15 protein-coding genes are annotated in these 13,350 nt (G+C 37.0%); 6 read left to right on the top strand and 9 right to left on the bottom strand.

Annotation, left to right across the window (positions count from 1 at the left end):
* The first annotated feature begins 1 nt into the window (after window position 1).
* Window positions 2–223 carry a hypothetical protein gene (locus ACFJGY_RS00440; RefSeq protein WP_379966654.1) on the top strand — a complete coding sequence of 74 codons (222 nt, stop codon included), beginning with the start codon at window positions 2–4 and terminating at the stop codon, window positions 221–223.
* Between the two features lie 57 nt (window positions 224–280).
* Here the strand turns inward: ACFJGY_RS00440 and ACFJGY_RS00435 are convergent, their stop codons facing one another.
* Complete coding sequence (locus tag ACFJGY_RS00435; protein WP_379966651.1) at window positions 281–1,903, bottom strand: ABC-F family ATP-binding cassette domain-containing protein; 1,623 nt, start codon at window positions 1,901–1,903, stop codon at window positions 281–283.
* A 78-nt stretch (window positions 1,904–1,981) separates the two neighbouring features.
* On the opposite strand from ACFJGY_RS00435, the gene smpB reads away from it, so the two are divergent.
* The 3 genes from smpB to ACFJGY_RS00420 all read left to right on the top strand — a co-directional run bounded on the left by smpB (window position 1,982) and on the right by ACFJGY_RS00420 (window position 4,841).
* Window positions 1,982–2,440 (top strand): SsrA-binding protein SmpB, encoded by a 459-nt coding sequence (gene smpB / locus ACFJGY_RS00430; RefSeq protein WP_379966648.1) that lies wholly within the window; start codon window positions 1,982–1,984, stop codon window positions 2,438–2,440.
* 67 nt (window positions 2,441–2,507) lie between these two features.
* Complete coding sequence (locus tag ACFJGY_RS00425) at window positions 2,508–3,995, top strand: OmpA family protein (RefSeq protein ID WP_379966645.1); 1,488 nt, start codon at window positions 2,508–2,510, stop codon at window positions 3,993–3,995.
* A 105-nt stretch (window positions 3,996–4,100) separates the two neighbouring features.
* On the top strand, window positions 4,101–4,841 hold the full coding sequence (locus ACFJGY_RS00420) for a YebC/PmpR family DNA-binding transcriptional regulator (protein ID WP_379966642.1): 741 nt from the start codon (window positions 4,101–4,103) through the stop codon (window positions 4,839–4,841).
* Between the two features lie 78 nt (window positions 4,842–4,919).
* Here ACFJGY_RS00420 and rpmA read toward each other — a convergent pair whose 3' ends face one another.
* Window positions 4,920–5,177 (bottom strand): 50S ribosomal protein L27, encoded by a 258-nt coding sequence (rpmA, locus tag ACFJGY_RS00415; RefSeq protein ID WP_379966639.1) that lies wholly within the window; start codon window positions 5,175–5,177, stop codon window positions 4,920–4,922.
* 53 nt (window positions 5,178–5,230) lie between these two features.
* Window positions 5,231–5,599, bottom strand: coding sequence for a 50S ribosomal protein L21 (rplU, locus tag ACFJGY_RS00410; protein ID WP_379966636.1), 369 nt, complete (start codon window positions 5,597–5,599; stop codon window positions 5,231–5,233).
* A gap of 459 nt (window positions 5,600–6,058) precedes the next feature.
* Between rplU and ACFJGY_RS00405 the strand changes: the two genes are divergently transcribed.
* Window positions 6,059–7,558, top strand: coding sequence for a GH3 auxin-responsive promoter family protein (locus tag ACFJGY_RS00405; protein WP_379966633.1), 1,500 nt, complete (start codon window positions 6,059–6,061; stop codon window positions 7,556–7,558).
* 209 nt (window positions 7,559–7,767) lie between these two features.
* Here the strand turns inward: ACFJGY_RS00405 and ACFJGY_RS00400 are convergent, their stop codons facing one another.
* A complete protein-coding gene (locus ACFJGY_RS00400; RefSeq protein ID WP_379966630.1) occupies window positions 7,768–8,103 on the bottom strand; it encodes a DMT family transporter in 336 nt (111 codons plus the stop codon).
* A gap of 62 nt (window positions 8,104–8,165) precedes the next feature.
* On the opposite strand from ACFJGY_RS00400, the gene ACFJGY_RS00395 reads away from it, so the two are divergent.
* Window positions 8,166–9,401, top strand: a complete 1,236-nt coding sequence (locus tag ACFJGY_RS00395) for an MFS transporter (RefSeq protein WP_379966627.1) — start codon at window positions 8,166–8,168, stop codon at window positions 9,399–9,401.
* A 428-nt stretch (window positions 9,402–9,829) separates the two neighbouring features.
* Here the strand turns inward: ACFJGY_RS00395 and ACFJGY_RS00390 are convergent, their stop codons facing one another.
* From ACFJGY_RS00390 to glmM, 5 genes are all read right to left on the bottom strand, one after another.
* A complete protein-coding gene (locus ACFJGY_RS00390) occupies window positions 9,830–10,792 on the bottom strand; it encodes a zinc-binding alcohol dehydrogenase family protein (RefSeq protein WP_379966624.1) in 963 nt (320 codons plus the stop codon).
* A gap of 102 nt (window positions 10,793–10,894) precedes the next feature.
* Window positions 10,895–11,470, bottom strand: coding sequence for a Crp/Fnr family transcriptional regulator (locus ACFJGY_RS00385; RefSeq protein ID WP_379966621.1), 576 nt, complete (start codon window positions 11,468–11,470; stop codon window positions 10,895–10,897).
* A gap of 19 nt (window positions 11,471–11,489) precedes the next feature.
* Window positions 11,490–11,747 (bottom strand): Txe/YoeB family addiction module toxin, encoded by a 258-nt coding sequence (locus ACFJGY_RS00380; protein WP_379966618.1) that lies wholly within the window; start codon window positions 11,745–11,747, stop codon window positions 11,490–11,492.
* Window positions 11,738–11,932: a DUF2683 family protein gene (locus ACFJGY_RS00375; protein ID WP_379966615.1), complete on the bottom strand. Its 195-nt coding sequence runs from the start codon at window positions 11,930–11,932 to the stop codon at window positions 11,738–11,740. Before ACFJGY_RS00375 ends, ACFJGY_RS00380 begins: the two co-directional genes overlap by 10 nt.
* Before the next feature lie 33 nt (window positions 11,933–11,965).
* Entirely contained in the window at window positions 11,966–13,348 is a 1,383-nt protein-coding gene (glmM, locus tag ACFJGY_RS00370; RefSeq protein WP_379966612.1) for a phosphoglucosamine mutase, read from the bottom strand.
* Window positions 13,349–13,350: the final 2 nt, after the last annotated feature.

Below are 13,350 nucleotides of genomic sequence, written 5' to 3'. Positions count from 1 at the left end.
TTTGAAAACAACAAAGGATGTATTAATTACAACAAGGCATCATGTAAAAGCAACAAGGCATCATGCAAACTCAACAAAGCATCATGAAAAAGCAACAAGACACGATTCAAATGCAACAAGAGGCAATCAAAATGCAACAAGACACGATCCCAACTCAACAAGACACGATTTAAAAGCAACAAAGCACGATTCAAATGCAAAAAGGCAACTTTCGATAAATTAAAACAAAAAAGCATCCCGTTTCCGAAATGCTTTTGAAAATTTATTTTTTAATTCAGGATTAAGAATACATCTGCTCCTGCAATTCTTTGATCTTTTTATCAGACAAGTATTCGTCGTAAGTCATATCTCTGTCGATGATCCCTTTCGGCGTCAGCTCGATGATTCTGTTACAAACTGTTCCAAGCAACTCATGGTCATGAGAAGACAAAAGAATATTTCCCTTGAAGTTATTCAAAGAGTTATTCAATGTGGTGATACTTTCAAGGTCTAAGTGGTTGGTAGGCTCATCCAGTAAAAGAACATTCGCTTTCTGAAGCATCATTCTGCTGAACATACATCTCATTTTCTCACCTCCGGAAAGAACTTTACAAGATTTAAGAGCCTCGTCTCCGGAGAAAAGCATTCTACCCAGGAAACCTCTCATAAATTCCTCGTGACGCTCCTCATCATTCTTCGTAAACTGTCTCAACCAATCTACCAGATTGATATCTTCCTGGAAGAAAGTGGTATTATCCAAAGGTATATGAGACTGGTTTGTTGTAACGCCCCAAGCAACATTTCCTTTATCTGCAGGTAGATTCCCGGCAAGGATTTCGAAAAACTCAGTAATTGCCAAAGAGTTTCTGGAGATTACAGCCACTTTGTCGCCTTTCTTAAGGTTAAGATCAATGTTTGAAAATAACAATTCGCCGTCTTTTGTTTTTTCAAGACCCTTTACATCTAATATCTGATCTCCAACTTCTCTCTCCGTATCGAAAATAATGGCTGGATATCTTCTGGATGAAGGTTTGATATCATCGATGTTCAACTTGTCGATCATTTTCTTACGGGCAGTAGCCTGTTTTGCTTTTGCCACATTGGAACTGAATCTTGCGATAAAATCCTGTAATTCTTTTTTCTTGTCCTCCGCTTTTTTATTAGCCTGATTTCTTTGTCTGGTTGCCAATTGTGAAGCCTGATACCAGAAAGAGTAGTTACCGGTATAAAGATTCAATTTAGCATAATCCAAATCACCGATGTGCGTACAAACCGTATCCAGGAAGTGACGGTCATGAGAAACCACGATGACAGTATTCTCGTAATCTGCAAGGAAATCCTCTAGCCATGCGATAGTTGCGATGTCCAAATCATTGGTAGGCTCATCCAGAATCAAAACATCCGGATTCCCGAACAATGCCTGAGCCAGCAAAACTCTTACTTTATCTTTATTCTCAAGTTCGCCCATCAACTGATAGTGCATATCTTCTGAAATCCCAACATTGGAAAGCAAAGTCTGCGCATCAGCTTCTGAGTTCCAGCCGCCCATCTCGTCATAAACAACGCCTAGTTCACCAGCTTTGATCCCGTCTTCATCAGAAAAATCTTCCTTTGCATAGAGCGCATCCATCTCTTCCTTGATTTCGAAAAGCATTTTGTTACCTCTCAGAATAGTCTCAAGAACGGTGAAGTTGTCATAAGCAAAGTGATCCTGCTCCAGAACAGACATTCTTTTTCCGTTTTCCAAAGAAACGTGACCCGAAGTCGGATCCTGCTTTCCACTTAATATTTTAAGGAAGGTTGATTTTCCTGCACCGTTGGCACCAATGATACCATAGCAGTTTCCTTTTGTAAATTTTATATTGACTTCATCAAAAAGTACTCTTTTCCCGAACTGTAATGATAAATTAGATACTGTTAACATATTGTTTTGTAAGTTTGTGCAAAATTACAAAAATTAGTTGGGAAGAAAAAAGCCCGCTACTTATAATAATTTAACAAAATGAAAATAGAAAAAACTGTAAATATCTTTAACAAAAGAGCCCGTTTTGAGTACGAAATTCTAGACGAATATGAAGCCGGATTAGTCCTGACAGGTACAGAAATAAAATCTCTTAGATCCTCCAAAGCATCAATCACAGAAAGCTTTTGCCAATTTATTGACGATGAACTTTTTGTTATTAATATGATGATAGATGAATACAAACTAGGCACTTTTTACAATCATAAAATAAAAAGGGAACGAAAGTTGCTACTGCATAATTACGAACTGCAAAAACTTAAAAAAAAGTTAAAAGATGTTGGCAATACAGTAATCCCGCTAAAGCTTTATATAAATGATAATGGTAAAGCAAAGCTGCTCATATCATTAGCTAAAGGGAAAAAACTCTTTGATAAAAGGGAAGCTATCAAAGACAGAGAGAATAAAGTAAATATCCAGCGGATATTAAAGAAAAGTTAAAAAAACTTTGTTTATAAAGAAAAATTATATTTATTTTGCATTATCAATTATTTAATCATTTAATTCTATGAAAAATCTAAAATTAGGAATTACAGCTTTGGCACTTACTGTTGCCTCTTCTGTTTTTGCGCAAACTACTACCAATCCTTGGGTGATAGGCGTAGGTGCTCATGGAGTGAATCACGTTGCTCAGAGAGGAAACTTTAGCAATACGTTCTCATTCAACAATTTTAAAGACAATTTATTCGGTACATCAAAGTATTCAATTACACCACCACTTTCTAAATTGACAGTTGCAAGAAGCCTTGGAAAGGGTTTGGTTCTTGACTGGCAGACTACTGTTGGTAATGTTGATAACAAAAGATTTTCTATGGAAAAAGAATTTTTCCTAATGACAGGTCTTGGTGTTCAATTCAAAGCTGCAGGTCTATTGTGGGATGAAGAATCTTGGTTCGATCCGTATTTGAGAGTTGGTGCTAATTATTTGAGACATGACTATACTGGTCTTACTTTCCCAAGAACGGATTCTAAGGGAGAATATTATGGTACTTATAATGAAGATAATGATCTAACAGGAAAAGCTAATCATTTCACGGTTAGTACAGGTGCTGGTATTAATTTCTGGGTTACTAAAAACTTCGGTTTAGGTGTTCAGGGAGATTATGTTACTTCTCCGGTGGATAAATCTAATGTTGTTAACTTCTGGCAAGCTTCCGCATCTCTATTATTTAGATTCGGAAATACAGATAGAGATAAAGACGGAATTCCAGACAAAGAAGATGCTTGTCCAGATACTCCAGGATTACCAGAGTTTCAAGGATGTCCAGATACAGACGGTGATGGAGTGCCAGATAAAGACGATCAATGTCCAGATGTAGCAGGTCCTAAAGAAAACAACGGTTGTCCTTGGCCAGATACAGACGGAGACGGTGTATTAGACAAAGATGATGCTTGTGTTGACGTTCCTGGTCCAGCTGAAAACAAAGGTTGTCCTTGGCCAGATACAGACGGAGACGGAGTATTAGACAAAGATGATGCTTGTCCTACAGTTCCTGGTCTTCCAGAATACCAAGGATGTCCTAAACCAGCTTCTGTATATGCTTCTGAAGCAACAGGTGCTCTTCAAAACATCTTGTTTGATTTTAACAAAGCTACTTTGAGACCAGAATCTGCTGGTAAATTAGACCAAGCTGCTTCAATCCTTAAAGGTGCTAGTGATGCAAACTTCTTAGTAACCGGTTATACTGATGCTAAAGGTTCTGACGTTTACAACTTGAAACTTTCTAGACAAAGAGCTGCTTCTGTAGTTAGCGCTTTAGAAACAAGAGGGGTTAATCCAAACCAATTGAAATCTGTTGGAGTTGGAGAAAGAGACGCTAAAGTTTCTGAAAAAGCTTCTGATGCTGAAAGACAAGCTGATAGAAAAGTAGTAGTAGAGGCTGTAAACGGCGCTGCTTGGGATGCTCTTCAAAAATCAGATCTTCCAGTTGTAGAGAAAAAAGTAGTTAAAAAAGCTCCAGCTAAAAAAAGAGCTCCAGCTAAAAAGAAAAAATAATTTTAAATAATTAATTTTCTAAATATAAATACCTCCAATTTTATTGGAGGTATTTTTTTTGTTTTCAGATTTCAGTACTTTTGTATAATAAATTAAAAACTTAAAATGGGAAGAGCATTCGAATATAGAAAAGCCTCAAAAATGGCCAGATGGGACAAGATGGCCAAAACATTTTCAAAGATTGGAAAAGATATAGCTCTGGCGGTGAAAGCTGGCGGATCAGATCCTGAAGCCAATCCGGCACTCAGAAGATGCATTCAAAATGCTAAAGGTGCTAATATGCCAAAGGATAATGTTGAGCGAGCAATCAAAAAAGCAAGTGGAGCAGACGCCGAAAATTATGAAGAGATCACTTATGAGGGTTACGGTCAAGGTGGTGTTGCATTCTTTGTAGAATGTACTACTAATAACCCAACCAGAACTGTAGCCAACGTAAGAGCGATTTTCAATAAGTTTGACGGCAATCTTGGCAAGAATGGAGAATTAGCATTCATCTTCGATAGAAAAGGAATTTTTACTATCGAAAAAGCGCAGATAAAAAGCGAATGGGATGATTTCGAAATGGAAATGATAGATGGTGGGGCAGAAGAGATAGATCAGGATGAAACAGAAGTGTTAATCACTACAGCGTTCGAAGATTTCGGAGCAATGTCACACAAACTGGATGATTTAAAGATCGAAGTAAAAAGTGCCGAATTGCAAAGAATTCCAAACAGTACCAAGGAAATGACCGAAGACCAGTTCAAAGCCAATATGAAGATGCTGGAACGTTTCGAAGAAGATGACGACGTTCAGAACGTTTTCCACAATATGGAGTTTACAGAAGAACAGTTAAAAACACTCTAGTAAACAAATACCAAATAAAAAAAATCCTGAAACTCTTAAGTCTCAGGATTTTTTATTTTTATAAAACGCAGTCAATAATTATGCGTTTGGTTCAATAGATACAAATGATCTGTTGTTAGCTTTCTTTCTGAAAACAACTTTACCGTCTACAAGAGCGTGCAAAGTGTGATCTTTACCCATCCCAACATTTTCACCTGGGTGATGCTGAGTACCTCTTTGTCTGATGATGATGTTGCCAGCAATCGCAGACTGTCCTCCGAAAATCTTCACACCTAATCTTTTAGAATGAGATTCTCTACCGTTTTTGGAACTACCAACTCCTTTCTTATGTGCCATTTTATTTTAAGGTTTTGTGGTTAAAAATTATTCAGCAGTTTCGCTGGTTTCTGTTACTTCAGCTTTAGCAGCTTTCTTAGGAGTAGCTTTTTTAGCTTCTTTTTCTCAGCGCCAAATCCAGTAATACCAGTTACAAGGATCTGAGTAAGAGATTGTCTGTGACCATTTTTCTTAGCATAACCTTTTCTTCTTTTCTTTTTGAAGATGATTACTTTATCCGCCAAAACGTGGTCTAGGATTTCTACTTCTACGGTAATACCGCTTACAGCCGGGGCACCTACAGTGATTGCGCCGTTTACAGTAAGAAGAACTTTATCAAAAGAAACTTTCGCTCCTTTGTCTCCTTTCAAACGGTTCACAAACAACTTTTGGTTTTGCTCAACTTTGTATTGAAGCCCTGCTATTTCTACAATTGCAAACATTGTTTATAAATTTTATATTATTCGAGGTGCAAAAGTACTATTTTTCTTTCTAAAACACAAACACATATCACAAACTTTTCAATAATAATTATTTGACTCCGTCGAACCTGAAGGTTTGGGCAGCTTTATCCGCCTTCCGCTCCCAATCTTTTTTGCTCACGTTTTGTCATTAAGAGAACCCAAAGTTCAAGCAAAAAAGGATTTCCACTCAAGTCGGGCTGCAGATTCTACATAAAAACAAACTTAGTACTAAATAAGAAGTTTGTCATTCCGCAGGAATTTAAAACAAAGCGTCAACCTTTTATAAGCGATGCGGCTTTGTGAACCTTAAAAACAAGTAGTTGTTAAAAAATCTTTGTGCACTTTGTGTTCAAATATATATTATCAAAAATTCTAATACTTAAAACTTACTTATATAAAAGAATACTTATAAATTTGACAATCGAAAATTCTTAATTGATGCTGGATTTTATAAAGAAAAAAATTGCGCTCGCCTGGGCCAAGAAACATATCGCCAAAACAAAAGATTTCAAAACCAATGCGGTTCGCCATCAGGAAGAACTCTTGCTTTCACTCGTAAAAACGGCTGAGAAAACTTTGTTCGGAAGAGAACATCAATTTGAAAATATAAAGAATATTGAGGATTTTCGAACCAATGTTCCGATTGCTGACTATGAAGATTTGAAACCGTACATCGAGAAAATCAAAAAAGGACAATCAAAAATCCTTTGGCCGGATTTACCGGAATATTTCGCAAAAACTTCCGGAACAACTTCCGGAGCCAAATATATTCCGATTTCCAAAGAGGCAATGCCTTACCAAATTGGCGCAGCACAAAGTGCACTTTTTCATTACATCGAAAAGAAAAACAATGCCGATTTTGTAGGAGGAAAAATGATTTTCCTGCAAGGTTCACCAGAGTTGGAAGAAATCAACGGCATCAAAAACGGACGATTGTCAGGGATCGTTGCACATCACATTCCAAATTATCTCCAGAAAAACAGATTGCCAAGCTGGGAAACCAACTGCATCGACGATTGGGAAACCAAGATTGATAAAATCGTAGAAGAAACCGAGAAAGAAAATATGACCTTGATTTCCGGGATTCCGCCTTGGTTGATTATGTATTTCGAAAAGTTGATTGACAGACACGGAAAAAGAATCACAGAAATATTCCCGAATCTTCAATTAATAATAACTGGTGGAGTTAACTACGAACCTTACCGCGATAAGATGAACGAATTACTAGGAAAACCGGTCGATATTGTTCAGACCTTTCCAGCATCAGAAGGTTTCTTTGCGTTCCAGGATGATTATACCAAAGAAGGATTGTTGCTGTTGACAAATCACGGGATTTTCTACGAATTTGTTGCACTTGAAGAATACGGAAAACCAAATGCAAAACGATTGACGCTTAATGATATTGAACTCAATAAAGATTACGCATTGATTTTGACTACCAATTCCGGACTCTGGGCTTATTCTATTGGCGACGTTGTGAGATTCATTGATAAAAACCCGTACAGAATTCTGGTTTCCGGAAGAACGAAACATTTCACTTCCGCTTTTGGCGAACACGTAATCGCATTCGAAGTGGAAGAAGCATTGAAAGCAACCGTTGAAAAATTCTCTGCTCAGATTACAGAATTCCATCTCGCACCACAAGTGAATCCCACAGAAGGTTTGCCTTACCACGAATGGTTTTTCGAGTTTGAAAAAGAACCTGAAAATCCCGAAGCTTTCAAATCTGAACTGGATCTGCAACTCAGAAAACGCAATACTTATTATGATGATTTGATTTCCGGGAATATTCTGCAGCCTTTGGTGATTACGAAACTGAAGAAAAATGCCTTTCAGGATTATGCAAAATCTGAAGGAAAATTGGGCGGTCAAAACAAAATTCCGCGTTTGGCGAATGACAGAAAGATTGGCGATTTTTTATCTGAATTTAAATCGTAAGCCGAGTTTTTTAAACTTTGTTAAAGATTATGAACTTTGACAAAGTGGATTTTGAGTGAAACACTGACTGATTGACAAAGCCCTAGCCCCGATAGAAACGGCATCCTTTTTTATTTTTGCGATTGTTGAAAAGTTCAATAGATTACGTCACGTCGTACGCAAAAATAAAAAAGATATAGTGGATAGCGGGATTTAGCTCCTGAAAAATATCAATGACTCACAGCTTTCAATCCGACGATCGAAGCAATCAAAGTGAAGACGAAAAATAACCGCCAGAATGTTGCAGGCTCTTTGAAAATAAAAATCCCGACTATCACGCCGCCTACGGCACCAATCCCTGTCCAGACTGCATAAGCCGTTCCGATTGGCAATCCACCCGGTCCGGAAATGGCTTTGAACATCAAAAACATACTGGTAAAAAGGCAGGCAAAAAATCCGATCCACCAATAGGCGCTTTCCTTTCCCGACGATTCCTGCGCTTTTCCGAGACAGGCTGCAAATCCTGTTTCAAAAAATCCGGCGATGATGAGTATGATCCAATTCATTCTGCGAAGATAAAATTTTGAAAATTAATGTGTAATTAAACGCTATCCACTACTTTTGTACAATGATTTCTTTCACACCACTCCGCGTTTTAAAAAATATTGAATTCCGTCATCTTTTAACAGGCAGATTTTTCCTCATCATCGCATTCAGGATGCTGGCAACATTGCTCGGCTGGTGGGTTTATCAGCTGACACACGATCCTTTTTCTATTGGGCTGATTGGACTTTCGGAAGTTGTTCCGGCGGTTTCCTGTGCACTTTATGCCGGTCACGTCATTGATATGAATGAAAAGAAAAGACTGCTTCTTCTTTGCAATTATGCTTATGTTGTATTGATAAGTTTACTTTTGATTCCGGCTTTTCTGGGGCATAAAATGCATTTTACAGGTCACGAGACGACCTATTTTATTTATGCCGTGATTTTCTTTACGGGGATTTGCAGATCATTTCTCGGCCCATTGGTTCCAAGTATGATTCCGAGGATTGTGAAGCAGGAGAATTTGCCTTACGCCGTTACGCTGAATCAGGCTACTTTCCTGATTGCTTCTGTTTCCGGACACGCTTTGGGAGGATTTCTGATTGCTTTGATTACGATAAAATGGACTTTGGTTGTGATTGTAAGCTGTATGGTTTTGTCATCTTTATTCTTCTGGACGATTAACAAACAATTTTCTGAGAATAAGAACAAAGATGTCAAAATTTTTGAAAGTGTGAAGGAAGGTCTGGCCTATATTTATAAAACTAAAGAAATTCTGGGTGCGCAGATGTTGGATATGTTTGCAGTGCTTTTTGGAGGTGCAGTTGCGATGATTCCGGTTTTTGCAAGTGATATCCTGAAAGTTGGATCGGAAGGTTTTGGATTGCTGAATGCCGCTTCTGATATTGGATCTATGTTGATTATTATTACTCTTTCTTTAGTTCCATTAAGGAAAAATCAGGGAATGATTCTGCTTTTTGTTGCTTCTGGTTTTGGATTGTGTATCATTGGATTCGGTTTATCGAAACTATATTGGCTGTCGTTCGTATTCTTGGTTTTAAGTGGAATGCTGGACGGAATCAGCGTTGTGATAAGAGGAACAATCGTACAATTGAAGACGCCGGAAGAAATCCGTGGAAGGGTTTTGAGCGTGAATTCTATCTTCATAATGTCCAGTAACGAACTTGGGCAATTTGAAAGTGGACTGACAGCGAAACTGATGGGCGTTGTGAGATCCGTGGTTTTTGGCGGCACATTAACAGTTTTGACGGCACTATTTATCGGGGCAAGTTCTAAGAAATTGAGGAAGATGGAGTATTAGATACAAATCTTGATGAAGAGAATTTTCACTTTTATTAAATCGATTTTGTCATTCTGATTGTTAGAATATTTTGAGACATTACAAAGTTCAAAACAAAATGTTTAAAATAAAATACAGTCTCTGGAACTTTGAAACACCCTTGTTTGTAACCAAAGAAATCCTCCGGAAGTCTCCCGCAAGTTGTTTGAAGCCAAAGAAGATGTACGGAAGTCTAAAACAACGTTGTTTGTAATCAAATGCAACCGCAGGAACTTTAAATCAAGCTTGTTTGTAACCAAATGCAATCGCAGGAACTTTAAAACAAAGTTGTTTGTAATCAAGTATAAATTACTTTTGTTTCCCGCAAAGTGTTTGGAATAAAATACCAACTACTTTGGTTACAAACAAGCGTGATTGTAACTAAAGAAAAAGGAAGCAAAATCTGCTTCCTATATTTTGATGACCAATCTTTTATTAGAATTCATTTCCTGATTCCAGATTTCAGAAATATTATCAAGGTCAATACTTTCAGTTTCAATATTCAATTTTTTGTTCACAGCTAATTCAAACATTTCAGGTAAGATTTCGGTTAAAAGAATTCCGATTTCCGGTTTTGTCCAGCTTCCCAATCCTGAACCAGAGATTTGTAAATCTGTTCCACGAAGAATCTGAGACGATAACTGAACAGAATCTCCTGTGATAGAACCAATTGAAACAAATCTTGTGCGATGCGAGAAAGACCCATTTCCTTTTATAGCTTCCAGAATATCCTCTGCAGATTTTCCCCACAAATAATCGATTACAATGTCAATTGGTGAATTTTGATGAATTGATTTTAATTTTTCAGTGAAGTTTTCATCGGTTGTCAAAATATATTCGTCGGCTCCGAGTTGCAGTAATTTTTTGGTTTCGGTTTCATTTCGTCCGGTTACGATGATGTTTTTTGCGCCATATATTTTTGCAATCTGAACCGCTACTTTTCCTGTAAATCCAGTTGCTCCGTTGATAAGAACAGTTTCTCCAAACTGCATTTTTGCACGAAATTTCATTCCCATTGCAGAACCCATTACCGCATTCGGAAGAGCAGATGCGATAGAATCTTCCAAACCATCAGGAATTGGAACTATAAAGTTTTTGTCAACAATTATTTTTTCTGCTAAAGTTCCTTTTGGGTTGACAACATAAACCCGATTTCCGTTTTCTAATATTCCAACACCATCGCTCCCGATAATTTTGGCTTTGCTAATATCATTTTCGGAAGAATAATGTGTTCCGCTTGCGATAGCTTTGTCCAAATGTTTCATAGCGACACATTTCATTGATACCAAAACTTCATTTTCTTTTGGAGTCGGAATTGTTAAGTCTATTAATTGCAAGTTTCCGGTTTGCGGAAATATAACGGCTGTTTTCATTTTCTTGAATTTTATAATTAATTGTGTAAAATGATATCATTTACAGTGCAAAATTATAGTATCAATAAACCTGAGGGCGATAACATTTGTTATCAGTTATAATTATTTTTCTTTTAAAATTTTACTTTTGATTCTGCTGAGATGGACGGTTGTAATGCCAAGATAGGATGCAATATAATGCTGTGGAATCCGTTTGATAATTTCCGGATGTTCTTTAGAAAGATTGATATAACGTTGTTGCGGAGAATCTTTGATGAAAGAGAAAAAGTGCTTCATATAACTGAATGTTCTTTCAAAAACTTTGTTCAGGAAAACATTTCTCATTTCCTCGTTTTCAAATACTTTCTGGAGGATTTTTTCAGCATCGTTTTTATGAATTCGCCATAAGATGCAAGGTTCAATAGTTTCAAAACCCACAAGACTCGGGATATTCTTTCTGAAACTTTCTATGGAAGAAAATATACTTTTTTCACTGAAAAACTGGAAAGTAAGGTCTTTTCCGTCGTTATTATAATAAGCTCTAACGATTCCTTTTTCGATAAAGTAAGCAAAAGAAGAAACCTCTCCTTCGTGTAAAAGAGAGGTTTTTGTAGGGATTTCCAGACGTTCAAAATAGGTTTTATAATCATTCCATTCTTCGGAATTTAATGAAAACTGATTGTTTAATTCTTCAAACATCTGTTTCTGATATTTTTAATTAATAATGACCTTTTAGTGATTCTATATAAATAATGTCATCAATTACTTCATAAACAATTCTGTGTTCCAGGTTGATTCTTCTGCTCCAAGAACCTGTCAAACTGTATTTCAATGGTTCCGGCTTACCAATTCCTTTAAATGGATTTTCTTGAATGCTTTCTAATATTTCGGAAATTTTCTTTTGAATTAATTTATTTCCCGACTTCTTCCAGAACTCCAAATCCTTCTCAGCCTGTTTGGTAAATTCTATTTCCATAGATTATTGAGAGCAATCTTTTTTGTTTCGCCGTTTGAGATTTCTTTTCTTGATTTTTCAATCTTGTTAACAAAGTCCTTATCATATGGCGTTTCACTCTCAATGAAATCTACTTCAATCGCCTTAAGAATGGTCTTAATTTTAGCCAATTCTTTTTTATTTTTAGGATATATGGTAATTGTCATTGCTGAATTTTTATTAAAATTAATAAAATTATTTTAAATCAAACTTCTAATCTTCGCAATCATTTCATCGCCCAATTTATCAGCTTCTTCCTGAGAAAATGCTTCAGTATAAATTCGGATAATCGGTTCTGTGTTAGATTTTCTTAGGTGAACCCAGTTTTCAGGGAAATCGATTTTCACACCATCAACAGTTGAAATTTCTTCGTTTTTATATTCTTCCTGAACTTTGATTAATAGTGCGTCAACATCAATACCCGGCGTCAGTTCAATTTTCTTTTTACCCATAAAATAACTTGGGTAAGTCGCTCTGAGTTCAGAAACGGTTTTATTTTCTTTAGCCAGAAGAGTCAGAAATAAAGCAATGCCAACCAAAGAATCACGTCCGTAATGAAGCTCCGGATAGATGATTCCACCGTTTCCTTCACCACCAATTACGGCATTTTTTTCTTTCATCAAGTTAACAACATTTACTTCTCCGACAGCACTTGCAAAATATTCTGAATCCAGATTTTTCGCAACATCTCTCAACGCCCGGCTGGAAGACAAGTTGGAAATTGCTACACCTTTTTTATCTTTCAACAGGTAATCTGCAACGGCAACCAAAGTATATTCTTCACCAAACATTTCGCCTTTTTCGTCAACAAGAGCTAGTCTGTCAACATCCGGATCTACCACGATTCCCATATCCGCTTTTTCCTTGATAACCAGTTCGCAGATATCGCCAAGATGTTCTTTCAAAGGTTCCGGATTGTGAGGAAATTGTCCGTTTGGTTCGCAATAAAGCTTCACAACTTCAACGCCAAGTTTCTCCAAAAGAGGTGGAATAGAAATTCCGCCGGTAGAATTAACCGCATCAAGTACGACTTTAAATTTCTTGGACTTTATCGCTTCAACATCTACAGTTGGTAAATCTAATATTTGCTTAATATGAATATCGAAAGCGTCATCTCTCGTTTCATATCTACCCAAATCATCCACTTCTGCATAATTGAAATCTTCATTTTCTGCCAAAGTCAAAACATCAGCACCATTTTCTCCACTGATGAACTCGCCTTTGTCATTAAGCAATTTCAGCGCGTTCCATTGTTTTGGATTGTGAGAAGCAGTAAGGATTATTCCGCCGTCAGCTTTTAGTTCTGGAACCATTATTTCAACGGTTGGTGTTGTGGAAAGTCCCAAATCAACAACGTTAATTCCAAGACCTTGCAAAGTAGAAGCAACGAGAGAAGATACCATTTGACCGGATATTCTCGCATCGCGACCGATAACAAGCGTTAAATCTTTTTTATTTTTATTGTTCTGAAGCCACGTTCCGAAGGCAGAAGCAAATTTCACCACATCAAGAGGCGTGAGATTATCATTTACTTTTCCGCCAATAGTTCCGCGAATTCCGGAGATTGATTTTATTAAGGACATTT

Origin of the sequence: Epilithonimonas sp. UC225_85, from assembly GCF_042695135.1 — a bacterium.
Lineage (GTDB): Bacteria > Bacteroidota > Bacteroidia > Flavobacteriales > Weeksellaceae > Epilithonimonas.
This window is presented reverse-complemented; position numbering and strand designations above follow the sequence as displayed.